The organism is Klebsiella sp. JN_Kp126 (assembly GCF_033843325.1).
Lineage (GTDB): Bacteria > Pseudomonadota > Gammaproteobacteria > Enterobacterales > Enterobacteriaceae > Klebsiella > Klebsiella michiganensis.
In genome coordinates this window covers 216,129-240,099 of record NZ_JAWXQV010000057.1, presented here as the reverse complement: position 1 = coordinate 240,099, position 23,971 = coordinate 216,129, and the positions used below count along the sequence as shown (strand labels likewise).

Genomic DNA, 23,971 nt, shown 5'->3' with positions numbered 1-23,971 from the left:
GACCCGCAACGCCGAGGGGTTACTCCGGCAGCGTCCAGTCGCCATCGCCGAGCGGGCGCTGCATAATCAAGGTATCCCGCCAGTCGCCCATCTTATAGCCGACGCTGCGCAGCTGACCCGCCACGCTAAAACCGAACTTTTTATGAATCGCAATCGACCCGGCGTTACTGTGGCCGTCGCCGATAATCGCCAGCATTTGTCGCCACGGTCCCTGTTCGCATTTCTCAATTAACCGGGAGAGCAGGGCGCTGCCGATACCGCGTCCCCCCATTCCCGCCTCAACGTAAATCGACTCTTCCAGGGTGTAGCGGTAGGCCGGACGCGGGCGGTAAAAGGTGGCGTAGCAGTAGCCGACGATGGTGCCGCGCCACAGGGCAACCAGCCACGGCAGCCCGCTATCGCGCACGGTTTTGATTCGCTTGCGCATCTCATCCACGGTTGGCGGGATCTCTTCAAAAGAGGCGCGTCCATTGAGCACGTGCCAGACGTACAGCGCGGCGATAGCGTGGGCGTCATCGGGCAGCGCTTCGCGGATCTCTAAGTCAGCGTCGTGTAGCTTATCCACTGCGGACATGATGGGTTAATTCCTTAAACGGGTTTGCCGGAGAGGAAATTTCTCCGGCGTGCAGCGTAATACAGAAGCCCCGCGGCTGAACAGTCCCCCGTGCGGATTATTGCGGTTCGGTCGCGCTCGTCGGTTTATCCTGCGCTTCGCCCCAGTATTTTTGCTTACTGGTTTTGCCAATCCCCGGGTTCATGCTGTTGGTGGGATCGTTTTCGCGATAGAAGCGTTTTAAGCTTTCCGGCGCTTCATACAGATGGCCGACGTTATGCTCGGCCGGATATTGGGCGCCCCGCTCCTTCAGCAGCGCCAGCATTTTCTCTTTCAGTTCGTGGGCATCGACGCCTTTTTTCACGATGTAATCCTGATGGAAAACGTGGCACATAAAGTGGCCGTAATAGAGCTTATGCACCAGCTGGCTATCGATATCGGCGGGAAGATGCTCAAACCATTCGGTGTCGTTACGGCGCAGGGCGATGTCCAGCGCCAGAATATCTTCCACCTCATCGGCGTGAACCGCCTGGTAGCGGATCGCCGCACCCGCGGCGGCAAAGCGGTGCAGGAAGGCTTTGCTGCCTTCTTCTGCGGTGCAGACGAAGAAATCCCCTTCGGCATTCTGGAAATATTCCCCGAGCCAGGCCTGAGCCTCTTCGATGCCGTCGCCCGCCATTTTCAGCAGCAGATGGTGTTCGTATTTATCGCGCCAGGTTTTCATTCGCTCCGGCAGATGCGACGGGAAGACGTGACCCAGCTTTTGCATAAAGCGGTCGGTGAAGTGCGGCTTAAACAGCGACACTTTCTCCAGCATCGCGTCGGTGCGGCCCTTCATGGTAAAGAAGAACGGCATTTTATCGGTGCCGAGCTTGTCGATCATCAGGAAGGTGTCTTTCCCGTACTGCTCGGCGATGTCGTAAATATCGCGGTGCATATACTCGCCCGCCACCGGCAGATGGTTGAACTCGGCGAGAATATGGCGGCGAATTTCGGTCAGCACGTCCGGGCGGTTGGTGCCGATGTAGAACACCTGCTGGCGTTTTTCCGCCGGGAAGGTATCGAGGCGCACGGCGAACACCGCCAGCTTGCCGGCGCAGCCCGAGGATTCAAACAGGCGGTCCGGGTCGGCGTTGTAGCGCGCCGGGGTATCGGCATTCACGTCGCGCACGCGGGTGACGTAATCATGATCGTGGGCGTGGCGACCGTCGTGGCGCACATCCTCATCTTTAACCCGTTCGTCGTCGAGGCGGCAGAGGATTTGCTCCGGCGTGGTGCCGAGGTCAATGCCGAGGTGGTTCACCAGCGTCAGCTTGCCGTTTTCATCAATTTGCGCGTACAGCGACATTTCGGTATACGCCGGGCCGCGCTGTACCAGCGAGCCGCCGGAGTTGTTGCAGATCCCGCCGACCACCGATGCACCGATGCAGGATGAACCAATGACCGAGTGCGGTTCGCGACCCAGCGGCTTCAGCGCTTTTTCCAGCGAATAGAGCGTCGTGCCGGGATAAGCCAGCACCTGCTCGCCTTTATCCAGCAGATGCAGTTTATCCAGGCGCAGGGTGCTGATAATGACGATATCGCGGTCATAATCGTTACCGTTCGGCGTTGAGCCTTCGGTCAGGCCGGTGTTGGCCGCCTGCATCAGAATGATTTTATCGGCGTCGACGCAGGCGTTCAGCACGCGCCACAGCTCCAGCAGGGTACCGGGAAAGACCACCGCCAGCGCGTCGCCCTGGCCGGAGCGAAAGCCTTTACGGTAGCGCTGGGTTTTAGCCGGGTCGGTGAGCAGATGGGACGAGCCGACCAGACGGGCGAGTTCAGCCAGAAAAGCGTTGTTATAGGTTGTTGCAGATGACATGTTCCACTCCTTGTGGTGGTACAAAATTATCAAAAATAAGAATAGCGCTTTGTATGACAATTTGATGCATCAATGTTTCTAAAAATCAGAGAACAACGCGCGCTTTATTCAGGCGTCTCGTTTATGTTTATGGCAGACTTCGATTTTTGCTATCTTTTCGCCGATCTGGTCGACTGGAACAATGAGGGATAAAAATGAAATGGCTTTGTACTGTAGGCGTCGCTGTGAGCCTGGCGCTGCAACCGGCGCTGGCGGATGAATTGTTCGGCAATCATCCCCTAACGCCGCAGGCGCGGGATGCGTTTGTGACGGAACTGCTGACGAAAATGACGGTGGATGAAAAAATCGGTCAGCTGCGCTTAATTAGCGTCGGCCCGGATAACCCGAAAGAGGCCATCCGCGAGATGATCAAAGAAGGCCAGGTGGGGGCGATTTTTAACACCGTGACCCGCCATGATATCCGCATTATGCAGGATCAGGTGATGGAACTCAGCCGCCTGAAAATCCCGCTCTTTTTCGCCTATGACGTGCTCCACGGCCAGCGTACCGTCTTTCCGATTAGCCTTGGCCTGGCCTCCTCTTTTAACCTCGACGCGGTGAACACCGTCGGGCGGGTGTCGGCTTACGAAGCGGCCGATGATGGCCTGAACATGACCTGGGCGCCGATGGTCGACGTCTCCCGCGATCCGCGCTGGGGCCGCGCTTCTGAAGGGTTCGGGGAAGATACCTACCTGACCACCGAGATGGGCAGGGCGATGGTGGAGTCGATGCAGGGGAAAAGCCCGGCAGATCGCTACTCGGTGATGACCAGCGTCAAGCACTTTGCCGCCTACGGCGCGGTCGAAGGCGGCAAAGAGTACAACACCGTTGATATGAGCCCGCAGCGCCTGTTCAACGACTATATGCCGCCCTACAAAGCGGGGCTGGATGCGGGCAGCGGCGCGGTTATGGTGGCGCTCAACTCGCTCAACGGTACCCCGGCGACCTCCGACGCCTGGCTGCTTAAGGACGTGCTGCGCGACCAGTGGGGCTTTAAAGGCATCACCGTCTCCGACCATGGCGCTATCAAAGAGCTGATCAAACACGGCGTGGCGTCGGACCCGGAAGACGCGGTGCGCGTGGCGCTGAAGTCCGGCATCAATATGAGCATGAGCGACGAGTACTACAGCAAGTATCTGCCGGGACTGGTGAAGTCCGGTAAGGTGACGATGGCGGAGCTGGATGACGCGACCCGCCACGTGCTGAACGTGAAATATGATATGGGCCTGTTTAATGACCCGTATAGCCACCTGGGGCCGAAGGATTCCGATCCGCAGGATACCAACGCCGAAAGCCGCCTGCATCGCAAAGAAGCGCGCGAAGTGGCGCGCGAAAGCCTGGTGCTGCTGAAAAACCGCCTCGATACGCTGCCGTTGAAAAAATCGGGCACTATCGCGGTAATCGGCGCGCTGGCCGACAGCAAGCGCGACATGATGGGCAGCTGGTCGGCGGCGGGCGTGGCCGATCAGTCGGTCACCGTGCTGACCGGTTTGCAGAATGCGCTGGGCGACAAAGGTAAGATTATCTATGCCAAAGGCGCTAACGTCACTGACGATAAAGGCATCGTCGACTTCCTCAATCTGTACGAGAAAGCGGTGCAGGTTGACTCGCGCTCGCCGCAGGAGATGATTGACGAAGCCGTGGCGGCGGCGAAGCAGTCCGACGTGGTGGTTGCCGTGGTGGGCGAGGCGCAGGGCATGGCCCACGAAGCCTCCAGCCGCACCGACATCACCCTGCCGCCGAGCCAGCGCGCCCTGATTAGCGCGCTGAAAGCGACCGGTAAACCGCTGGTGCTGGTGCTGATGAACGGTCGTCCGCTGGCGCTGGTGAAAGAGGATCAGCAGGCTGATGCGATCCTCGAAACCTGGTTTGCCGGTACCGAAGGCGGCAACGCCATTGCCGATGTGCTGTTCGGCGACTACAACCCGTCTGGCAAGCTGCCCATGTCCTTCCCGCGCTCGGTCGGGCAGATACCGACCTACTACAGCCATCTCAACACCGGTCGCCCGTACAATGCGGATAAGCCAAACAAGTACACCTCGCGCTACTTTGACGAAGCCAACGGCCCGCTCTATCCGTTCGGCTACGGCCTGAGCTACACCACCTTTAGCGTTTCCGACGTGAAAATGTCGGCGCCGACCCTGCAGCGCGACGGCAGCGTGACCGCCAGCGTGCAGGTAACCAATACCGGCAAGCGCGAAGGGGCGACGGTGATTCAGCTTTATCTGCAGGACGTTACCGCTTCCATGAGCCGTCCGGTGAAAATGCTGCGCGGCTTTAAAAAGGTGACCCTCAAGCCGGGCGAGACGCAAACCGTCAGCTTCCCGATTGACGTTGAAGCGCTGAAGTTCTGGAACCAGCAGATGAAGTACGACGCCGAGCCGGGTAAATTCAACGTCTTTATCGGCGTCGACTCCGCCCGCGTGAAGCAGAGCGAGTTTGAACTGCTGTAATGGTGATTTGTCGCCCGGGTAAGGCTGCGGCCGCCACCCGGGAACAGGCATTCCATACTCCAAAGGCCGATTTATCGGCCTTTTCTTTTTCCGCTCCGCCCCAAATGAACTACGCTTTTTGCTTAAGCTCCTGTTAATGGAGCGCAAATTAAAGAGGGACGCGAGGATGATTAAGGCAAGTATGTGGTCCGGCACGCTGGCGCTGGCGGCCCTGATAAGCCTGCCGCTGCAGGCGGCGGAGCCGGTTAAGGTCGGCTCAAAAATTGACACCGAAGGGGCGCTGCTCGGCAATATTATTTTGCAGGTTCTGGAAAACCACGGGGTGAAAACCGTCAATAAAATCCAGCTCGGCACCACCCCGGTGGTACGCGGGGCGATAACCGCCGGTGAGCTGGACATTTACCCGGAATATACCGGCAACGGCGCGTTCTTCTTCAAAGAGGAGAACGACCCGGCGTGGAAAAACGCGCAGCAGGGATACGAAAAAGTTAAAAAGCTGGATGCGGAAAAGAATAAGCTCGTCTGGCTTACCCCGGCTCCTGCCAACAACACCTGGACTATCGCCGTCCGTCAGGATCTGGCGGAGAAAAACCACCTCGCCTCATTAAGTGACCTTGCCGGCTATCTGAAAAAGGGCGGTGACTTTAAGCTGGCCGCCTCGGCGGAATTTATTGAACGGCCGGACGCGCTGCCGGCGTTTGAAAAAGCCTACGACTTCACGCTCAAGCAAAATCAGCTGCTGTCGCTGGCGGGCGGCGATACGGCGGTCACCATCAAAGCGGCGGCGCAGCAAACCTCCGGCGTGAATGCGGCGATGGCCTACGGTACCGATGGCCCGGTCGCCGCGCTGGGTCTGCAAACCCTGAGCGACCCGAAGGGCGTGCAGCCGATTTATGCGCCCACGCCGGTCGTACGTGAAGCGGTGTTAAAAGCGTATCCGCAGATAGCCGACTGGCTACAGCCGGTCTTCGCCAGCCTGGATGAAAAGACGCTGCAAAAGCTGAACGCCAGTATTGCGGTTGAGGGCCTGGATGCGAAGAAAGTCGCCGCCGACTATCTGCAACAGAAAGGGCTGCTGAAGTAGGGCGCGCGTGACCACTCGTTGCTGTAACCGGGTTGCGCTGCTGCTGGCATTCCTCCTGCTGCTGGCGATGGCGCTGCCGTTTATCAATTATGCGCCTAACCGGCTGTTATCCGGCGAGGGGCGCTGGCTATGGCAGGTCTGGCCGTGGCTGGCGGGCGTACAGGGGGCGGCAGGGCTGCTGATAGCGCTGCTGAGCTGGCGTCCCGGGCGTCTCCCGCTGCTGGTTATCTTCCTGCTGGCGGATCTGCTGCTGCCTTTATTGCTATGGGGAGCCGGCAGTGCGGCGGTACAGCTGGCTCAGAGCGGTTCTCCGCTGGCCCGCACCTCGCCGGGAAGCGGCCTGTGGCTGGCGCTGGCCCTGTGCCTGCTTATCGCCAGCGATGCCGTTCGTCGCCTGACGACCCGAGCCCTGTGGCGCTGGCTGCTGAACGCGCAGGTCTGGCTGCTGCCCGCGCTGCTGCTGGGGCTCGGCGCGCTCGATGGCCTCTCTTTGCTGAAAGAGTATTTCAATCGCCGCGAGGTGTTTGACGATGCGCTGTCCCAGCATGTGACGCTGCTGTTGGGGACCCTGCTGCCGGGGCTGCTGATTGGCTTGCCCGTTGGCGTCTGGCTCTGGCGCTACCCCCGCTGGCAATCGCCGGTTTTTGCCGTTCTCAACGTGATTCAGACCGTTCCCTCCGTCGCGCTTTTTGGCCTGCTTATCGCGCCGCTGGCCGGGCTGGCGCGCCAGTTTCCGTCGCTGGCGCAGCTCGGCGTTTCCGGCACCGGCATCACGCCGGCGCTGATTGCGCTGGTGCTGTATGCGCTATTGCCGCTGGTGCGCGGGGTGACGATCGGCCTTCAGCAGGTGCCGCGCGAAGCGCTGGAGAGCGCGACGGCGATGGGGATGAGCGGCGTGCAGCGCTTTCGTCAGGTACAGCTACCGCTGGCGTTGCCGGTGTTGTTGCGCAGCCTGCGGGTGGTCAGCGTACAAACCGTGGGTATGGCGGTGGTGGCGGCCCTGATTGGCGCGGGCGGCTTCGGCGCGCTGGTTTTCCAGGGGCTGCTCAGCAGCGCGCTGGATCTGGTGCTGCTGGGGGTTATCCCGACCATCGCGCTGGCGGTGGTGGTGGATGCGTTATTCGCGCTGTGGGGCGCATTACTGAAAGGAGAGGCCCGTGATTGAGTTCGACGGCGTCAATAAAGCCTTTGCCGGAGAGCCTGCGGTGAAAAACCTCAATCTGCATCTGCGCGAGGGGGCATTTTCGGTGCTGATTGGCACCTCCGGCTCGGGGAAGTCGACAACGCTAAAGATGATTAATCGCCTGGTGGAGCACGACAGCGGGACGATCCGCTTCGCCGGGCAGGATATTTGCCAGCAGCCGGTGCTCGAACTGCGCCGCAGAATGGGCTACGCCATCCAGTCCATCGGCCTGTTCCCCCACTGGACGGTGGCGCAGAACATTGCCACCGTCCCGCAGCTGCAAAAGTGGTCGCGGCAGAAGACCCAGGCGCGGGTCGATGAGCTGATGGCCTTGCTGGGGCTGGAGCCGGGCCTGCGCGAACGCTACCCGCATCAGCTTTCCGGCGGCCAGCAGCAGCGCGTCGGCGTGGCGCGCGCGCTGGCCGCCAACCCGGAAGTGCTGCTGATGGATGAACCCTTCGGCGCGCTCGATCCGGTGACGCGCGAAGCCTTGCAGCAGGAGATGATCCGCATTCATCGCCTGCTGGGACGCACTATTGTGCTGGTGACTCACGATATCGATGAGGCGCTGCGGCTGGCGGACCATCTGGTGTTGATGGACGGCGGCGAAGTGGTACAGCAGGGCGAGCCGCTGCAGATGCTGCTTGAGCCAAAAAATGCGTTTGTGGAGACGTTCTTTGGCCGTAGCGAACTGGGCGTGCGCCTGCTGTCGCTACGCGGCGTGAGTGATTATCTGCGCCGCGATGAGCGCCTGGCGGGGGACGCGTTGAACGTGACGATGACTCTGCGCGAGGCGCTGTCGCAGTTCGTTGCTCATCGCCGCGAGGTGCTGCCGGTGGTCGATGAGCAGGGAGAGGCCTGCGGGACGCTGCATTTTGCCGACCTGCTGCGCGAGGAGGCCCGGCGTGAAGGTGCTGCGTGATCCGCTGCTGTGGCTCAGCGCCATGTTTATCGCGCTGCTGCTGGCGTTGCCCTACAGCGCGCCGCTGTTCAGCGCGCTGTTTCCCGAACTGCCGCGTCCGGTTTATCAGCAGGAGAGTTTTGTTTCTCTTACCCTGGCGCACTTTTGGCTGGTGGCGCTCTCCAGCCTCGCGGCTACGGTGGTGGGCGTCGTCGCCGGGATTGCGGTCACCCGTCCGGCGGGGCATGAGTTTCGCCCGCTGGTGGAGACGATTGCCGCAATGGGGCAGACGTTTCCGCCGGTCGCGGTGCTGGCGATTGCGGTTCCGGTGATGGGGTTTGGCTGGCAGCCCGCGCTTATTGCGCTGGTGCTGTACGGCATCTTACCGGTTTTACAGGGCACGCTGGCCGGGATTGGGGCGGTACCGTCCGGTGTGTTAGCTATCGCTCAGGGAATGGGGATGACCGGCTGGCAGAGGCTGATAAAAGTTGAGCTGCCGCTGGCGGCGCCGGTGATGCTGGCCGGAATTCGTACTTCGACCATCGTCAATATCGGTACGGCGACCATTGCTTCAACCGTCGGCGCGAATACGCTCGGCACGCCGATTGTTATCGGCCTCAGCGGATTTAATACCGCTTATGTGATTCAGGGGGCGCTGCTGGTGGCGCTGGCGGCGATTATCGTCGACCGGGGGTTTGAACGGCTAAACCGGCGAATCAGCCGACACCACCGCGAACAATAAATGAATAACCGGCCAGCATCACGCCGCCGATGCCGCTGATGGCCATAAATAAGAACAGGGTAATCACCGCAATTTTCGCTGGCTTCATAATAGGCTCCTGATGTTAACGCAGGGATTATACGGTGAAGCGCAGGTGTTAATAAAACATTAATTGCTTTTTAGCTACGACAACCCCCGGCTTGCGCTGCGCTTAGCCGGGCTACGGTTCATCACCGTCTGCGGGCCGGAAGCCCGGGTAAGGCGTTTACGCCGCAACTCGGGGAATGTGCCGCGACGTAGCGTTGCTGCGGCTTCTACCCGGCTTGCGCTGCGCTTAGCCGGGCTACAGGTTCATCACCGTCTGCGGGCCGGTAGCCCGGGTAAGGCGTTTATGCCGCAACCCGGGGAATGTGCCGCGATGTGGCATTGCTGCGGTTTCTACCCGGCTTGCGCTGCGCTTAGCCGGGCTACGGTTCATCACCGTCTGCGGGCCGGTAGCCCGGGTAAGGCGTTTACGCCGCAACCCGGGGAATGTGCCGCGACGTGGCATTGCTGCGGCTTCTACCCGCTTGCGCTGCGCTTAGCCGGGCTACCGGGCCACAGATTGCAGATAACCCGTAGCCCGGACAGGCGCGTCAGGCGCCGCCTCCGGGAGACGTGGCGGTGGCGTGATTCAGCCAGATAATCTGCCCCTGCTGCTCCCAGAGGCGCATTTGATTGACCTGGGCGCTACAGGGCGCTTCTCCACACCAGACCATCAGCGTACTCTCCGGGAAAAGCTCCGGTCGGAGCTGGTTCAGCGAATGGGCGAGAATGTCCACCCGCCAGCCCTGTTCGCTGGCTATCCAGCCCTCCAGCCATAGCCGGGTGATATCATTCACATTCCAGCCGATAATCAGCGCATGGCTGCCGGGATATTTTGCCGTGGATGAAAGAGTGCGGGCGATATGATTAATCAGAATACCATCAAGGATGCCCCGCAGCGCCAGCAGCGTGGGCTGCGGGCTAAGCAGGCGCTGGCGTAATGGATTAATCAGGTGCTTCACCAGAATTTGCGCTGACTCGCTGTGGTTGCGCTCCTTAAGCCACATACGCAGGCGATGATAGCTACCGTTTTGCAGATAACCGAGCAAAATTTCCTGCTGCTTGCGCCAGCCGTCGGCCACCTCCTGCTCATTATCCATCAGCAGCGTTTTCACTTTCCCCACCTGCACGCCGGAGTCAATCCAGCGTTTAATTTCGCGAATCCGGTCTATCTCATATTCGTTGAACAGGCGGTGGCCGCCGTCGGTACGCTGGGGTTTCAGTAATCCGTAGCGCCGCTGCCAGGCGCGTAACGTCACGGGATTGATATCGCAAAGCTGGGCCACTTCGCCGATTGTATAAAGCGCCATTTTCTCCTCCCGCTGTGTTCTCCTCCATTAACTGTAGAAGCTGTTTGCCGAAGCGGGAATTTTTGTCTGTTTTTTGTACAGGTTTGGGCCGGCGAGACGCGAAGAAATGTGATCCTGAACATGAATTATCATTTTCATGTATTGCTTCAAAGAAAGTTATAAGCAAGCAGTGTATGTTACGCGCTTTCAAATGAAGTGTGGTCTGCGGGTATGTACGAGTTTGATCTGGTGTTGCTGCTGCTTCAGCAGATGTGCGTGTTTTTGGTCATTGCGTGGCTGATGAGCAAAACGCGGCTGTTCATCCCGTTAATGCAGGTCACCGTCCGGCTGCCGCATAAGCTCCTGTGCTACGTAACCTTCTCTATTTTCTGCATCCTCGGTACCTACTTCGGGCTGCATATCGAAGACTCGATCGCCAATACGCGCGCCATCGGCGCGGTGATGGGGGGCCTGCTGGGCGGGCCGGTGGTTGGCGGCCTGGTGGGGCTGACCGGCGGGCTTCACCGCTACTCGCTGGGCGGCATGACCGCGCTGAGCTGTATGGTATCCACCATCGTAGAAGGGCTACTCGGCGGGCTGGTACACAGTATTCTGGTCAAACGCGGGCGGCCGGACAAAGTCTTCAGCCCGCTCACCGCCGGCGCGATCACCTTTTTCGCCGAGATGGTGCAGATGCTGATTATTCTGCTTATCGCTCGCCCGTTCGAAGATGCCCTGCATCTGGTACAAAGCATCGCCGCGCCCATGATGGTCACCAACACCGTAGGGGCGGCGCTGTTTATGCGCATCCTGCTGGATAAGCGAGCGATGTTTGAAAAATATACGTCGGCCTTCTCGGCTACGGCGCTGAAGGTCGCTGCTTCGACGGAGGGGATCCTGCGCCAGGGGTTCAACGAAGAGAACAGCATGAAGGTCGCGCAGGTGCTGATCCAGGAGCTGGATATCGGCGCGGTGGCGATAACCGATCGCGACAAGCTGCTGGCGTTTACCGGGATCGGCGACGATCACCACCTCCCGGGCAAACCCATCTCTTCGCTCTATACCCAAAAGGCGATAGATACCGGCGAAGTCGTTTACGCCGACGGCAACGAGGTGCCTTACCGCTGCTCGATTCATCCGAACTGCAAGCTGGGCTCGACGCTGGTTATCCCGCTGCGCGGCGAAAATCAGCGGGTCATCGGTACCATTAAACTCTATGAAGCGAAAAACCGCCTGTTTAGCTCCATCAACCGCACGCTGGGGGAGGGAATTGCGCAGCTGCTGTCGGCGCAGATCCTGGCCGGACAGTATGAGCGGCAAAAGGCGCTGCTGACGCAGTCGGAAATCAAGCTGCTGCACGCCCAGGTGAACCCGCACTTCCTGTTCAACGCGCTGAATACACTAAAAGCGGTGATTCGCCGCGATAGCGACCAGGCCGGGCAGCTGGTGCAGTACCTGTCGACCTTTTTCCGCAAAAACCTGAAGCGGCCAGCGGAGATCGTGACCCTGGCCGATGAGATTGAACATGTGAACGCCTATTTGCAGATTGAGAAAGCGCGTTTTCAGACCAATTTGCAGATTCATATGCTGGTGCCCGAGGCGCTGGGGCAGCATCAGCTACCGGCGTTTACCCTGCAGCCAATCGTCGAAAACGCGATTAAACACGGGACTTCGCAGCACCTTGGGGTGGGCGAAATCACCATCCGCGCCAGTCAGCAAGAGCGCTGGCTGCAGCTGGATATTGAAGATAATGCCGGGCTGTATCAGGACAAACCCAGCGCCAGCGGGCTGGGCATGAACCTGGTCGACCGCAGACTGCGGGCGCGCTTTGGCACCGACTGCGGGATCACCGTAACCTGCGAGCCGGAATGTTTTACCCGCGTCACGCTGAGACTGCCTCTGGAGGAAAGCGCATGTTAAAAGTATTAATTGTCGACGACGAGCCGCTGGCGCGTGAAAACCTGCGTATTTTGCTGGAGACCCAGCCTGATATTGAGATCGTTGGCGAATGCGGGAATGCCGTCGAGGCGATTGGCGCGGTACATAAGCTGCGCCCGGACGTGCTGTTTCTGGATATCCAGATGCCGCGCATCAGCGGTCTGGAGATGGTCGGCATGCTCGATCCGCAGCATCGGCCCTATATCGTCTTCCTTACCGCGTTTGACGAGTACGCGGTGAAGGCCTTTGAAGAGCACGCGTTTGATTATTTACTGAAGCCGATTGAGTCCGCCCGGCTGGAAAAAACGCTGTTTCGCCTGCGCCAGGAGCGCAGCCTGCAGGATATGACCGTGCTCGACGATACCCAGCAGGCGCTGAAGTATATTCCCTGCACCGGCCACAGCCGGATCTGGCTACTGCAGATGGAAGACGTGGCCTTCGTCAGCAGCCGGATGAGCGGGATTTATGTGACCGACCGCGAAGGGAAAGAGGGCTTTACCGAGCTCACCCTGCGCACGCTCGAGAGCCGAACGCCGCTGCTGCGCTGCCATCGGCAGTATCTGGTTAACATGTCCCATCTCAAGGAGATCCGCTTTGAGGAGAACGGCCAGGCGGAGCTGCTGATGCGCGCTGGCCAAACGGTGCCGGTCAGCCGCCGCTACCTGAAGAGCCTGAAAGAGGCGATTGGGCTGTAAAACGGCGGAATCGTGATAGACTTAGCGGCAGATTTTTTCATCATGAAGGCAATATGATCAGTAACGATATTCTCCGTAGCCTGCGCTACACCCTGAAAACCAATAACAGCGGCCTGGTTCGTATTTTTGCCCTGGCGGATGCGCCGGTCAGCGCGGAACAGCTGGTTCCCTGGCTGAAAAAAGAAGACGAAGAGGGGTTTGTGCGCTGCCCGGATATCGTGCTGTCGAATTTCCTCAATGGCCTGATTTACGACAAACGCGGTAAAGATGCGTCCGCGCCGCCGCTGGCGGTCGAACGCCGGGTGAATAATAACATCGTGCTGAAAAAGCTGCGTATTGCCTTCTCTCTGAAGACGGATGATATTCTCGCTATCCTCACCCAGCAGAAATTCCGCGTCTCCATGCCGGAAATCACCGCCATGATGCGCGCCCCGGATCATAAAAACTTCCGCGAATGCGGCGACCAGTTCCTGCGCTACTTTTTGCGCGGACTGACCGAGCGCGAACACGCGAAATCCTGATATGCCTCCCCGGCTTGCGGCGTAAACGCCTGAGCCGGGCTACTGAATGCACGGCTCCGTAGCCCGGCTCAGCGCAGCGCAAGCCGGGAGTACTCCGCACCAGTCAGGGCTGTTTCACTTCTTTAAAACCCTGCGATTTCAGCAATTTCTCCGACTCGCTCAGCGAAATGAACTTTTGTGAACAGTCGGAAAAACTGGCCCCCGGCAAGTGACACAGCTCGCTGATTTTAGCCTGATTAAAGTCGATGGAGAGGTGTTCCTGCGCGACGTTCTCTTTATAGTCGACGCTGTGGGTAACGCCTTTGATTTTGCTGTAGGCCGCGCCGATAGGGTCGATGAGCTTGCGCGCCTGCTCTTCGTTACTTACCCCGAGTGATTGATAGGGGATAGTATTCTCCGCGTCCTGGCGGGTGACGACATCGCCTTTGTAGTGATAGATGTAGGTCAGATCAACGCCGTTGATCGTATTGTTAAACGTTTTGACCTCATCTTTGTTATTATCGCAGCCGACAAGCGCAGCCATCAATAGCGTGGCGCCCAGAGCGGCGGTCATCCTGCGGTTAAATTTCATTATCATTCCTTGTTAATCAATCATCATCTCTAATTGTATACAGCATTGGGCGATGGTGCCGGGCGTATCCTCGGACGTCGCCGTTTCGCGCTTATGCCAGCGTTTTCTTCTTTCTGCGCCAGCACCCGGCGGGCGATGTCGTCGACAATATCGTGGCGCTCAAAAAAAAGCGCTGCCGGAGCAGCGCTTTATACAGCCTTACTTGACCTGCTGGCCCGGCTGAGCCCCGCTGTCCGGGCTGAGCAGGAAGATATCTTTCCCGCCAGGACCTGCGGCCATCACCATGCCTTCAGAGATGCCGAAGCGCATTTTGCGCGGCGCCAGGTTAGCGACCATCACCGTCAGGCGGCCAATCAGCGCCTGCGGATCCGGATAGGCGGAGCGGATGCCGGAGAAGACGTTACGCTTCTCGCCGCCGAGATCCAGCGTCAGGCGCAGCAGCTTATCGGAACCGTCGACGAACTCGGCGTTTTCAATCAGCGCGATGCGCATATCCACTTTGGCGAAATCGTCAAAGGTGATAGTTTCCTGAATCGGATCGTCCGCCAGCGGGCCGGTGACCGGCGCTGACAGCGCCTTCACTTCTTCTTTCGACGCTTCGACCAGCGCCTCAACCTGCTTCATTTCGATGCGGTTATACAGCGCTTTAAAGGCGTTAACCTTGTGACCGAGCAGCGGCTGCTGGATAGCATCCCAGCTCAGTTCGCCGTTGAGGAACGCTTCGGCGCGGGCGGCCAGCTGCGGCAGAACCGGCTTCAGCCAGGTCATCAGCACGCGGAACATATTCAGGCCCATGGTGCAGATGGCCTGCAGATCGGCGTCGCGGCCTTCCTGTTTGGCGACCACCCACGGCGCCTGCTCGTCAACGTAGCGGTTTGCCACGTCGGCCAGCGCCATGATTTCGCGGATGGCTTTCCCGAACTCGCGGCTGTCCCACGCATCGCCAATGCTTGCTGCCGCATCGGTGAAGGTTTTATACAGCTGAGGATCGGCCAGCTCGGCGGACAGCATGCCGTCGAAACGCTTGTTGATGAAACCGGCGTTACGCGAGGCAAGGTTAACCACCTTGTTGACGATATCGGCGTTGACGCGCTGCACGAAGTCTTCCAGGTTCAGGTCGATATCATCGATACGTGACGAGAGCTTGGCGGTGTAGTAGTAGCGCAGGCTGTCGGCGTCAAAATGATTCAGCCAGGTGCTGGCCTTAATAAAGGTACCGCGCGACTTGGACATCTTGGCGCCGTTGACCGTCACGTAGCCGTGAACGAACAGGTTGGTCGGTTTGCGGAAGCCGCTGCCTTCCAGCATCGCCGGCCAGAACAGGCTGTGGAAGTAAACGATGTCTTTGCCGATAAAGTGGTACAGCTCGGCGGTAGAGTCTTTCTTCCAGTACTCGTCGAAGCTGGTGGCGTCGCCGCGCTTGTCGCACAGGTTCTTAAAGGAGCCCATGTAGCCGATCGGCGCGTCCAGCCAGACGTAGAAGTATTTACCCGGCGCGTTCGGGATTTCGAAGCCGAAGTACGGGGCATCGCGGGAGATATCCCACTGCTGCAGGCCGGACTCGAACCACTCCTGCATTTTATTCGCCACCTGCTCCTGCAGCGCGCCGCTGCGGGTCCACGCCTGCAGCATTTCGCTGAACGACGGCAGGTCGAAGAAGAAGTGCTCGGACTCGCGCATCACCGGCGTCGCGCCGGATACCACCGATTTCGGCTCGATAAGCTCGGTCGGGCTGTAGGTCGCGCCGCACACTTCGCAGTTATCGCCGTACTGATCCGGTGATTTACACTTCGGACAGGTGCCTTTCACAAAGCGGTCCGGCAGGAACATGCCTTTTTCCGGATCGTAAAGCTGAGAGATGGTACGGTTTTTGATAAAACCGTTCTCTTTCAGGCGCGTGTAGATGAGCTCCGACAGCTCGCGGTTTTCATCGCTGTGCGTGGAGTGGTAGTTGTCGTAGCTGATGTCGAAGCCAGCAAAATCGGTCTGATGCTCCTGACTCATTTCGCCAATCATCTGCTCCGGAGTAATTCCGAGCTGCTGCGCTTTCAGCATGATCGGGGTGCCGTGGGCGTCGTCGGCGCAGATGAAGTTGACTTCGTGGCCGCGCATTCGCTGGTAACGGACCCAGACATCAGCCTGGATGTGCTCCAGCATGTGGCCGAGGTGGATTGAGCCGTTTGCGTACGGCAGCGCGCACGTTACCAGAATTTTCTTCGCGACTTGAGTCATAGTGGGCATTACATCTTCTATTGTAAAAAGGGGTTTTGATGTTACCGCAAAGGCAATAATTTGGTAAGCCCAAAGCTTATGGTGGGGGAATTATTCCCTTTAAGGTAAACTTAACGCACAAGATTCAACTCACAATAACAAAGGAGTCGGGATGAGTTCGCAATCCCAGGCCAAATCCCCCGAGCGTCTGCGCGCGATGGTCGCCGGGACCCTGGCTAATTTCCAGCACCCAACCCTGAAACATAACCTCACTACGCTGAAGGCGCTGCATCACGTCGCCTGGCTGGACGAGACCGTGCACATTGAAATTCAGATGCCGTTCGTCTGGAACAGCGCGTTTGAAGCGCTGAAGGAGCAGTGCAGCGCCGAGCTGCTGCGCATTACCGGCGCCAAAGCCATTGACTGGAAGCTGACGCACAGCATCGCCACGCTTCAGCGGGTAAAAAATCAGCCGGGCATCAACGGCGTGAAAAACATTATCGCCATCAGCTCCGGCAAGGGCGGGGTGGGTAAATCGTCGACGGCGGTCAACCTCGCGCTGGCGCTGGCGGCGGAAGGGGCGAAAGTCGGCATTCTGGATGCCGATATTTACGGGCCGTCGATTCCGACCATGCTCGGCGCGGAAGATCAGCGTCCGACTTCGCCGGACGGCACCCATATGGCGCCGATTATGAAATTCGGTCTCGCTACCAACTCCATCGGTTATCTGGTGACCGACGACAACGCCATGGTGTGGCGCGGCCCGATGGCCAGCAAGGCGCTGATGCAGATGCTGCAGGAAACGCTGTGGCCGGATCTCGATTATCTGGTACTGGATATGCCGCCGGGCACCGGTGATATTCAGCTGACGCTGGCGCAAAACATTCCGGTCACCGGCGCGGTCGTCGTCACCACGCCGCAGGATATTGCCCTGATCGACGCCAAAAAAGGCATCGTGATGTTTGAAAAAGTCGAGGTACCGGTGCTGGGTATCGTGGAAAACATGAGCATGCATATCTGCAGCAACTGCGGACACCACGAGCCGATTTTCGGTACCGGCGGCGCGCAGAAGCTGGCGGAGAAATATCATACCCAGCTGCTGGGCCAGCTGCCGCTGCATATTACCCTGCGCGAAGACCTCGACAAAGGGACGCCGACGGTGGTTGCGCGTCCGGAAAGCGAGTTTACCGAGACCTACCGCCAGCTGGCCGACCGCGTCGCGGCGCAGCTGTACTGGCAGGGGGAAGTCATCCCCGGAGAGATAGCCTTCCGCGCGGTCTAATCTCCTCACTATCCTGAGCCGCCCGGCGCTTTTCGCCGTGCGGTTTTTTATTTTTCCGTCCCGGTTTTCTACCGAGGAGATAATCACCGCGCGAATAATATTGCTGTTAAATATTATTTATTTTTATTCACATTTAGCGATATTGAGATTAATCAATAAAACATATTGCTAACATTGTTTTCCTCTGGCGGTTGTGCGAGCTTTAATAGCAAAGAAGTAACGATTTTAATTCGCCGTGATGAGATTTAATTTTGGCTTTTTATTTGGCGAAACGTGGATGTTATCAGTAATACGTATATAAAAACGATGGAAGGAAAGTATAGCCGTACACATTTCCGGAGTGCATGATGAATAATATTGCTCTAATCGTTAAGTTACGAGAACTACTGGTTATTTTTATGCATACGCGCTCGCTGCCGGAGAAAGCAGCAGACGCGTTGCGTTATTGCCAGGAGCATCTCCCGATAGCTGAGATTCCGATTGGCGCTTATGGTGAGTACAGTGATATTTTTGAACAGATTGTTTTTTTATCGGATGACAAGAGTCGTACGGCCCCGGATGATTTACTGCGTAGCGGCGGCGATCTGATATTAAGTATTTTAATGCTCTATGAGCAGGTTGCTTCATATATTGCCGTCGAGGAATTTATGCACAAACAGAACCGCTTTAACGAATAGCGCTTTGCCACAAAAAAACGCCAGCGGCAGGGAGAGCGCGCTGGCGTTCAGCTTTTAGCGATGGTAAAAAATCTCGCCATCATAAATTTTGAGGATTTTCCCCTCGGTTTCGGTAATCAGCACGTAGCTTCCGCCCATATAGGTCCAGCGGGTCCCGGCATCCGGCGCAGGCAAATTGCGCTGCTGCCACTGCTTGATGTTGTATTCTGGCGTGAGGTACAGCGGCGGGACGGTATCGCCGATGTGAAATTGTTTGAAGTCCGCGGTGACCCCATCCAGCTCATATTTCTGTATACCTTCGCCGGTCGCCGCCCACGCGCCGCTGGCGCAGGCCAACAGTACGCCCAGAAGCATCATTTTTGTTTTACGCATAATTTCCCCATTATTATCCTGGACACAAAATCGCAGCCTCGTATGATTCCTGATACGTCAAGGGATTGGCAAGCGTTGGTTTGGTTAAAAGTGTAAGCAAACGGTGATGCAGCGCCGTTTTTCATCGGCGCGCGCCTGTTTTGAGAATAATCCGGGTTGAGGAGTGTGTATGTTCCGGCTGGAAGATCTGGCATTGTTTGTCCGCGCTGCGGCGTTAAGCAGCTTCAGCGATGCGGCGCGAGAGGCCGGGCTGCAGCCCGCGCAGGTGAGCGCGGCGATCAAGCGTCTGGAAACGACGCTGAATATTCGTCTTTTTGCCCGTTCTACGCGGAGTTTACGCCTGACGCCGGAAGGCGAAACCTGGCTGCCCTATGCCACGCAGATGCTTGATACGCTGCACGCGGGGCTGCAAAAAATCAGCACGCCGGATGACGAAGTACGCGGTACGTTACAAATTGCCGTGCCGTCCGACCTGGGGCGCAACTTGCTTCTGCGCGTGTTTCGCGCTTTTCGCCAGCGCCATCCCGCGCTGCGCCTGCGGATACTGTTTTCCGATCATCGGACCGACGTATTTAAAGATCCGGTAGACGTGGCGTTTCGCTACGGCGATAACGACGGTGCCTCGTTTATTTCCCTGCCCGTCGCGCCGGAGAACCGCCGGATGCTGGTGGCCTCGCCCGGCTGGATAGCCGAACACGGCGAACCGAAGACGCTGGAAGATTTGGCCCGGCACAATGCGCTGACCTACGTGCTGCGCGGCAGGGCGTTCGATCGCTGGCCGCTGAGCCTGGACGGGAAGGTCCATTACGTGCAGGTTGCCGGCACTATCGTGAGCGATGATGCGGAGGTGATTCGCCGCCTGGCGGTTGCCGGGGAGGGGATCGCGTTCAAATCTGAACTCGACGTCGGGGATGATATCCGTGAAGGGCGGCTCCAGGTGCTGTTGCCGGAGTATCAGGGCGACGTGGTGCCGCTGAATATGATTTGCCCGCACCGCAAGCAGCTTTCGCCTGCGGTACGGTTGCTGTATGAGGCGGTGAAAGAGGCGTGCGAAGCGGTTCATTCCCGCGCGCCCTCTGCGGGCCGCTAGCGCCGACTCGGGAATGGTGCCGGGTTATGCATCGGCATGGCTTCTTCCCGGTTCGCGCTGCGCTTAGCCGGGCTACGGATTGGTAGCCCGGACAGGCGCGCCAGCGCCGCCTCCGGGACGGTGTCGGGGTGATGCATCGGCGCGGCTTTTTCCCGGTTTGCGCTGCGCTTAGCCGGGCTACGGATTGGTAGCCCGAACAGGCGCGCTAGCGCCGCCTCCGGCAGAACGATCGGTGCGAAGCTTAATGCTTCACCAGCGTGGCAAAGTAGTAGACCAGCGGAATCGCAAGGATCCACAGCCCGATGGGGATTTCCCGCCATTTGCCGGCAATCGTTTTAATCACCACATAAAACAGCAGCCCGCCGGCAATCCCGGTCCCGAAGCTATTGGCAATCAGCGTAATCATCACCATCATCAGCACCGGCAGGCCGTCGGTGAAGTTTGCCAGGTCCACTTTGCGCAGGCCGCTGAACATATTCAGGCCAATGAGGATCAGCGCAGGCGCGGTCGCCTCTTTCGGAATCATCAGCGCCACCGGGGTAAACAGCAGCATCAGGAGGAACATCACCGCCGCCGACAGCGCGGTTAACCCGGTTTTGCCGCCGGCTTCCGCTGCCGCTGAGGATTCAATCAGCGCGGTCGCCGCCGGAATGCCCAGCCAGGGGCCAACGGCCGCGGCGATCGAGTCAACCATAAACGGGCGATTGATATGCGGCATATTGCCTTCCTCATCCAGCAGACCCGCTTCGCCGCCTACCGCCAGCGTGGTGCCCATCGTGGAAAAGAACTCTGAGGCGAAAAAGACGAACAGGAACGGCAGGAAGGCGATATTCAGCGCGCCCAGCATATCGATTTGCCCCAGCACCGGCGTCAGCGAATGCGGCATATCGATAAAGCTGCCCGGGAGTCTGGTGACGCCCATCGGAATGCCGACCAGGGTGGCAAAGAGAATCGCCCACAGAATTGAGCCGGGGATTTTTCTCGCCTGAAGGGCAATGGCCAGAAACAGCCCGCAGAGCGCCACCAGCGCCCCCGGTGAGAGAAAATCGCCGAGCATCAGGGCGTTGGTTTTGGCGTTAGCCAGCACCAGCCCGGCGTTACGGAAACCCAGCACCGCGACAAACAGCCCAATGGAGGCCGTCAGGCCGAGCTTGATCGATTGCGGCACCGAACGGGTCACCACTTCACGCAGGCCGAACCTGGTTAGCAGGAAAAACAGAATCCCCGACCAGCAGGCGATCCCAAGACCAATCTGCCAGCCAATGCCTTCGCTGCCTGCCAGCGTGACGCCGACCAGCACCGAGCCGCCGATGCCCGGCCCGACGATAAACGGCAGGTTGGCATAAAACGCCATCAGCAGCGTGCCGCCGACGAACACCAGAATCGTGCCGGTGGTTGCCGCGCCTTTATCCATCCCGCCAACCGCCAGCAGGCCGGGGATAACCACCAGCAGGTAGGCGGCGGCGAGAAAGCCGGTGATGCCCGCGAGGCATTCGGTGCGCAGCGTGCTGCCGCGGGAATACAAGGCAAAACGGCGCTCCAGCCAGCTTCCTTGCGTGGATGAATGAAGGGTATTGTCGGCCATGCTCAGGCTCCCTGATGATTATTGTTGTGTTCTGTGTGTTCCGGGATTTCCCGGCAGTCTATCAGCGGCTCGACGATCTGGCGGGTGCTGCCGTCGGTCAAACCTAAATCGGTCAAATGCGGTCCGGCGTTACAGGCAAGGCAGGTGCCTTCGATAGCCTTAAATACGCGATAGGGCGGCTCCCAGTCGGCGACCTCCGCGCTCAGGTCGCGAAGCTGGCGGAACTGTCTGGCCAGCTCCGGAGCGGGCAAGTCGGAAAGCATTCCGGCAATCGGCATCGCCACGTGGGCAAGGATTTTTCCCTGCTGAGACAGCGCCATACCGCCGCCGGAGGCGATCAGGCGGTTTGCCGCCAGCGCCATCTCGTCGGCATCGCGGCCGAGCACCACCAGGTTGTGGGAATCGTGGGAGTAGCTGGTGGCGATGGCGCCGCGCAGCTCGCCCCAGCCTTCCAGCAGCGCAATTTGCGACGTCGCCTGGTGACGACCGTGGCGGTGCTTAACCCAAATCAGGCTAAACCCGTCCGGGATTTGCACCCGGCCATCGCGGACCTGCACCTCAACCTCTCCCCACTGGGTAAAGCGCGCGCCGCGAATATGCCGCAGGCGGGCGACGCCGTGGCGAATCGCGCCGACGCGGAGGATAAAATCGTCAGGGCTGAGCGGCGGCATCTGCAGGGTATCGCGCGGCGGGGTAATACCCGCCGCCGGCGGAATCGACCCAAGCAGGGCGCCCTCGCGGGCAATCAGCTTCCCGGCGACGTACACCTCCCGCGCGTCGAGCTTTTCTAATGAATCAAAAACCACCAGATCGGCGCGGCGTCCGGCGGCAATCAGCCCCAGATCGTTACGCTGCAGACGGATCGCCGCGTTTAAGGTGGCGAAGCGCAGGACGTCGGTGGCCGGCAGTCCGTGCTCAATCAGCAGGTTGAGCAGGGCGATAATGCCGCCTTTTTCCAGCAGCATATCCGGCGGCACATCGTCGGTGCAGACGGTGATTTGCGAGGAGAGATGCGGCAGCGTTTTCAGCGCGGTAACGATATCCGGCAGCAGGTAAGGGTGCGAGCCGCGAATTTCGATAGTCAGCCCGGCGCGCAGTTTTTCCAGCGCATCGTCCGCCGAGGTGAGCTCGTGATCGGAGGTGACCCCAGCGGCAAGGTAGGCCTGCAGATCCGCGCCGCGCAAACCGCGGGCGTGGCCTTCGATCAGCTTGCCGCTGTTGAGACCGGCCTGGATAATCTCCTGCATCCGCTCGCTGCCGTGCAGCACGCCGTGCATATCCATCACTTCGGCGACGCCGCAAACTTCCGGCCAGGCCAGCATGGTTTCCATCTCCGCGCCGGCAAAATCGGCGCCGGACATCTCCAGTCCCGGCGTCGACGGCACGCTGGACGGCGCCGCGACCATCACCTGCAGCGGCAGATGGCGGCTGGCGGCGACGGCGTAGCGCACGCCTTCGACGCCCAGCACGTTGGCCAGCTCGTGCGGGTCCCAGAATACCGCCGTGGTGCCCTGAGCCAGGACGATTTCGGCATAGCGTTCAGGCGGCAGGTGGGAGCTTTCAAGGTGGACGTGCGTGTCCATCAGCCCCGGCGACAGGAAATATCCCGCCAGCGAGCGGCGTTCGTGGGCATCGGAGCGGCTGCCGCGCGGGTGCACGCTGGCGATGGTTTCGCCGACGATCCCGACGTCGGCCTCGCGGATCTCTCCGGTGGCCATATCGACAATCTGCGCGTCGGTTAATAAGAGATCGAACGGGGATTCGCCGCGTGCGGCCTGCACGGCGCGGCGGCGGGTTTCAGCACTGCTGGACATAACAACTCCGGCACAAGGATAATGGGGATACTCTAGGGGCAGAGCAAACGTTTGCCCAGATGAATAAATTTATCGCCCGATAACCTCGGGTTATTCTGCATGCTCACCATTGATGAAAACATGATGACTGAACCCTGGCAGCGTCTGCCCGCGCTCTCCCTTAAGCAGATCCAGTACTTTGTGACCCTGGCCCAGCTACGCCACTTCACCGACACCGCTAACCGGCTGGCTATCAGCCAGCCGGCGCTAAGCAGCGCGCTGCGGCAAATCGAGACGGTGCTCGGCGGCAAGCTGGTCAACCGTACCGCCTCGGCGGTGACCTTAACCGAGCTGGGGGCGGCGATTTTGCCCCACGCCCGGCGGGTGCTGAGCGTGGCGCAGCTGGCGTTTCAGGATATGCAGCAGATAGTCGAGGCCGGCGGCGACGGTACGGTGCGTATCGGGCTGGTGCCCTCGGTGAGCTCGCTGCTGTTTCCGCTGCTGCCGCAAACGCTGGCCCAGGCGTTTCCGCGCCTGAGGGTGGAGTTTCACGATCAGACCAACGACGCCCTGTTTTGCGAGCTGCAGTCGGGAAAGATAGATTTTGCCGTTGGCGCAATAGACAGTTCGTTACCGCCTGAGCTGCAGGTTTATCCTCTGCGCGACGATCCGTTTGTGGCGGTGCTGCACTGCGACGATCCGCTGGCCGGGCAGCCGCATCTGCCGTGGAAGCTGCTCGCGGGGCGCGATATCGCGGTGTTCTCAAAGGGCAATATTCAGCGTCTGGTCGGCGCGCTGGCGGAGAGCCATCGCCTCACGCTGAATACGCGTTATCAGGTTGACTATATTGAAACGCTTTACGGCCTGGTGCGTTCCCGGCTGGCGGTGGCGATTCTGCCTGAGCTTTATACTACCCACCTTCAGGATCCGGCGTTAAAGGTGGCGCAGCTTCAGCAGCCCGCGCTGACGCGAACCGTGGCGCTGATGCGCGGGCCGCAGCCTCTGCCGCCGCTGATTGAGGAATGTTTCGCATTATTACTAAGTTCGCTGCGCTGACCGGCGCGGGGA

22 protein-coding genes are annotated in these 23,971 nt (G+C 59.3%); 12 read left to right on the top strand and 10 right to left on the bottom strand.

The window, feature by feature from the left end:
• Positions 1–19 precede the first annotated feature (19 nt).
• Positions 20–574: a GNAT family N-acetyltransferase gene (locus SIK97_RS14195; protein WP_004138576.1), complete on the bottom strand. Its 555-nt coding sequence runs from the start codon at positions 572–574 to the stop codon at positions 20–22.
• A 97-nt stretch (positions 575–671) separates the two neighbouring features.
• Positions 672–2,414, bottom strand: a complete 1,743-nt coding sequence (gene dld, locus SIK97_RS14190) for a D-lactate dehydrogenase (protein WP_057173246.1) — start codon at positions 2,412–2,414, stop codon at positions 672–674.
• 194 nt (positions 2,415–2,608) lie between these two features.
• Between dld and bglX the strand changes: the two genes are divergently transcribed.
• From bglX to SIK97_RS14165, 5 genes are all read left to right on the top strand, one after another.
• The gene (bglX, locus tag SIK97_RS14185; protein WP_071846086.1) at positions 2,609–4,906 is read left to right on the top strand and encodes a beta-glucosidase BglX; all 2,298 of its coding nucleotides are present in this window, start codon (positions 2,609–2,611) and stop codon (positions 4,904–4,906) included.
• Positions 4,907–5,072: 166 nt separating this feature from the next.
• Positions 5,073–5,990, top strand: a complete 918-nt coding sequence (locus SIK97_RS14180; RefSeq protein ID WP_049102896.1) for an ABC transporter substrate-binding protein — start codon at positions 5,073–5,075, stop codon at positions 5,988–5,990.
• A 7-nt stretch (positions 5,991–5,997) separates the two neighbouring features.
• Positions 5,998–7,155, top strand: coding sequence for an ABC transporter permease (locus SIK97_RS14175; protein ID WP_025106765.1), 1,158 nt, complete (start codon positions 5,998–6,000; stop codon positions 7,153–7,155).
• Positions 7,148–8,095: an ABC transporter ATP-binding protein gene (locus SIK97_RS14170; RefSeq protein ID WP_057173247.1), complete on the top strand. Its 948-nt coding sequence runs from the start codon at positions 7,148–7,150 to the stop codon at positions 8,093–8,095. The genes SIK97_RS14175 and SIK97_RS14170 overlap by 8 nt, the downstream gene beginning before the upstream one ends.
• The gene (locus SIK97_RS14165) at positions 8,079–8,816 is read left to right on the top strand and encodes an ABC transporter permease (protein ID WP_014230132.1); all 738 of its coding nucleotides are present in this window, start codon (positions 8,079–8,081) and stop codon (positions 8,814–8,816) included. The genes SIK97_RS14170 and SIK97_RS14165 overlap by 17 nt, the downstream gene beginning before the upstream one ends.
• Here the strand turns inward: SIK97_RS14165 and SIK97_RS14160 are convergent.
• A complete protein-coding gene (locus SIK97_RS14160; RefSeq protein WP_004103838.1) occupies positions 8,791–8,904 on the bottom strand; it encodes a protein YohO in 114 nt (37 codons plus the stop codon). The two genes, SIK97_RS14165 and SIK97_RS14160, sit on opposite strands and share 26 nt — an antisense overlap.
• A gap of 526 nt (positions 8,905–9,430) precedes the next feature.
• The gene (locus SIK97_RS14155) at positions 9,431–10,189 is read right to left on the bottom strand and encodes a MerR family transcriptional regulator (RefSeq protein WP_032750593.1); all 759 of its coding nucleotides are present in this window, start codon (positions 10,187–10,189) and stop codon (positions 9,431–9,433) included.
• 210 nt (positions 10,190–10,399) lie between these two features.
• Between SIK97_RS14155 and SIK97_RS14150 the strand changes: the two genes are divergently transcribed.
• Genes SIK97_RS14150 through SIK97_RS14140 form a run of 3 tightly spaced genes read left to right on the top strand, consistent with a single transcriptional unit; the run spans position 10,400 to position 13,322 of the window.
• Positions 10,400–12,088, top strand: a complete 1,689-nt coding sequence (locus SIK97_RS14150; protein ID WP_004852614.1) for a sensor histidine kinase — start codon at positions 10,400–10,402, stop codon at positions 12,086–12,088.
• Complete coding sequence (btsR, locus tag SIK97_RS14145) at positions 12,082–12,801, top strand: two-component system response regulator BtsR (RefSeq protein WP_004852613.1); 720 nt, start codon at positions 12,082–12,084, stop codon at positions 12,799–12,801. The genes SIK97_RS14150 and btsR overlap by 7 nt, the downstream gene beginning before the upstream one ends.
• A gap of 53 nt (positions 12,802–12,854) precedes the next feature.
• On the top strand, positions 12,855–13,322 hold the full coding sequence (locus SIK97_RS14140) for a DUF1456 family protein (protein WP_004852612.1): 468 nt from the start codon (positions 12,855–12,857) through the stop codon (positions 13,320–13,322).
• A gap of 103 nt (positions 13,323–13,425) precedes the next feature.
• Here SIK97_RS14140 and SIK97_RS14135 read toward each other — a convergent pair whose 3' ends face one another.
• Complete coding sequence (locus SIK97_RS14135; RefSeq protein WP_057173248.1) at positions 13,426–13,893, bottom strand: YehR family lipoprotein; 468 nt, start codon at positions 13,891–13,893, stop codon at positions 13,426–13,428.
• A gap of 198 nt (positions 13,894–14,091) precedes the next feature.
• The gene (metG, locus tag SIK97_RS14130) at positions 14,092–16,125 is read right to left on the bottom strand and encodes a methionine--tRNA ligase (RefSeq protein WP_025107804.1); all 2,034 of its coding nucleotides are present in this window, start codon (positions 16,123–16,125) and stop codon (positions 14,092–14,094) included.
• A 151-nt stretch (positions 16,126–16,276) separates the two neighbouring features.
• Here metG and apbC point away from each other — a divergent pair, with 151 nt between their 5' ends.
• Positions 16,277–17,386 carry an iron-sulfur cluster carrier protein ApbC gene (gene apbC, locus SIK97_RS14125; protein WP_004103811.1) on the top strand — a complete coding sequence of 370 codons (1,110 nt, stop codon included), beginning with the start codon at positions 16,277–16,279 and terminating at the stop codon, positions 17,384–17,386.
• Positions 17,387–17,733: 347 nt separating this feature from the next.
• The gene (locus tag SIK97_RS14120; protein WP_025107803.1) at positions 17,734–18,063 is read left to right on the top strand and encodes a hypothetical protein; all 330 of its coding nucleotides are present in this window, start codon (positions 17,734–17,736) and stop codon (positions 18,061–18,063) included.
• A gap of 54 nt (positions 18,064–18,117) precedes the next feature.
• On the opposite strand, the gene SIK97_RS14115 is transcribed toward SIK97_RS14120, so the two are convergent.
• A complete protein-coding gene (locus SIK97_RS14115) occupies positions 18,118–18,435 on the bottom strand; it encodes an RcnB family protein (protein ID WP_004852605.1) in 318 nt (105 codons plus the stop codon).
• A 169-nt stretch (positions 18,436–18,604) separates the two neighbouring features.
• Here SIK97_RS14115 and SIK97_RS14110 point away from each other — a divergent pair, with 169 nt between their 5' ends.
• Positions 18,605–19,525 (top strand): LysR family transcriptional regulator, encoded by a 921-nt coding sequence (locus SIK97_RS14110; RefSeq protein WP_057173249.1) that lies wholly within the window; start codon positions 18,605–18,607, stop codon positions 19,523–19,525.
• On the opposite strand, the gene SIK97_RS14105 is transcribed toward SIK97_RS14110, so the two are convergent.
• The 3 genes from SIK97_RS14105 to SIK97_RS14095 all read right to left on the bottom strand — a co-directional run bounded on the left by SIK97_RS14105 (position 19,522) and on the right by SIK97_RS14095 (position 22,924).
• Complete coding sequence (locus tag SIK97_RS14105) at positions 19,522–19,662, bottom strand: hypothetical protein (protein ID WP_158010498.1); 141 nt, start codon at positions 19,660–19,662, stop codon at positions 19,522–19,524. The genes SIK97_RS14110 and SIK97_RS14105 overlap by 4 nt on opposite strands.
• 104 nt (positions 19,663–19,766) lie before the next feature.
• A complete protein-coding gene (locus SIK97_RS14100) occupies positions 19,767–21,110 on the bottom strand; it encodes an NCS2 family permease (RefSeq protein WP_047723259.1) in 1,344 nt (447 codons plus the stop codon).
• A 2-nt stretch (positions 21,111–21,112) separates the two neighbouring features.
• Entirely contained in the window at positions 21,113–22,924 is a 1,812-nt protein-coding gene (locus SIK97_RS14095) for an adenine deaminase (RefSeq protein WP_057173250.1), read from the bottom strand.
• Between the two features lie 120 nt (positions 22,925–23,044).
• Here SIK97_RS14095 and SIK97_RS14090 point away from each other — a divergent pair, with 120 nt between their 5' ends.
• Positions 23,045–23,959 (top strand): LysR family transcriptional regulator, encoded by a 915-nt coding sequence (locus tag SIK97_RS14090; protein ID WP_162557628.1) that lies wholly within the window; start codon positions 23,045–23,047, stop codon positions 23,957–23,959.
• The last annotated feature ends 12 nt before the right edge of the window (positions 23,960–23,971 follow it).

Excerpts from the sequence above, each read along its gene's own strand:
- SIK97_RS14155 (WP_032750593.1), bottom strand. The coding sequence starts at position 10,189 with ATGGCGCTTTATACAATCGGCGAAGTGGCCCAGCTTTGCGATATCAAT.
- SIK97_RS14095 (WP_057173250.1), bottom strand. The coding sequence starts at position 22,924 with ATGTCCAGCAGTGCTGAAACCCGCCGCCGCGCCGTGCAGGCCGCACGC.
- SIK97_RS14120 (WP_025107803.1), top strand. The coding sequence starts at position 17,734 with ATGAATAATATTGCTCTAATCGTTAAGTTACGAGAACTACTGGTTATT.
- SIK97_RS14135 (WP_057173248.1), bottom strand. The coding sequence starts at position 13,893 with ATGAAATTTAACCGCAGGATGACCGCCGCTCTGGGCGCCACGCTATTG.
- bglX (WP_071846086.1), top strand. The coding sequence starts at position 2,609 with ATGAAATGGCTTTGTACTGTAGGCGTCGCTGTGAGCCTGGCGCTGCAA.
- SIK97_RS14180 (WP_049102896.1), top strand. The coding sequence starts at position 5,073 with ATGATTAAGGCAAGTATGTGGTCCGGCACGCTGGCGCTGGCGGCCCTG.
- SIK97_RS14160 (WP_004103838.1), bottom strand. The coding sequence starts at position 8,904 with ATGAAGCCAGCGAAAATTGCGGTGATTACCCTGTTCTTATTTATGGCC.
- SIK97_RS14090 (WP_162557628.1), top strand. The coding sequence starts at position 23,045 with ATGATGACTGAACCCTGGCAGCGTCTGCCCGCGCTCTCCCTTAAGCAG.
- metG (WP_025107804.1), bottom strand. The coding sequence starts at position 16,125 with ATGACTCAAGTCGCGAAGAAAATTCTGGTAACGTGCGCGCTGCCGTAC.
- apbC (WP_004103811.1), top strand. The coding sequence starts at position 16,277 with ATGAGTTCGCAATCCCAGGCCAAATCCCCCGAGCGTCTGCGCGCGATG.
- SIK97_RS14115 (WP_004852605.1), bottom strand. The coding sequence starts at position 18,435 with ATGCGTAAAACAAAAATGATGCTTCTGGGCGTACTGTTGGCCTGCGCC.
- SIK97_RS14100 (WP_047723259.1), bottom strand. The coding sequence starts at position 21,110 with ATGGCCGACAATACCCTTCATTCATCCACGCAAGGAAGCTGGCTGGAG.
- dld (WP_057173246.1), bottom strand. The coding sequence starts at position 2,414 with ATGTCATCTGCAACAACCTATAACAACGCTTTTCTGGCTGAACTCGCC.
- SIK97_RS14195 (WP_004138576.1), bottom strand. The coding sequence starts at position 574 with ATGTCCGCAGTGGATAAGCTACACGACGCTGACTTAGAGATCCGCGAA.
- SIK97_RS14150 (WP_004852614.1), top strand. The coding sequence starts at position 10,400 with ATGTACGAGTTTGATCTGGTGTTGCTGCTGCTTCAGCAGATGTGCGTG.
- btsR (WP_004852613.1), top strand. The coding sequence starts at position 12,082 with ATGTTAAAAGTATTAATTGTCGACGACGAGCCGCTGGCGCGTGAAAAC.
- SIK97_RS14140 (WP_004852612.1), top strand. The coding sequence starts at position 12,855 with ATGATCAGTAACGATATTCTCCGTAGCCTGCGCTACACCCTGAAAACC.
- SIK97_RS14105 (WP_158010498.1), bottom strand. The coding sequence starts at position 19,662 with ATGCATCACCCCGACACCGTCCCGGAGGCGGCGCTGGCGCGCCTGTCC.
- SIK97_RS14110 (WP_057173249.1), top strand. The coding sequence starts at position 18,605 with ATGTTCCGGCTGGAAGATCTGGCATTGTTTGTCCGCGCTGCGGCGTTA.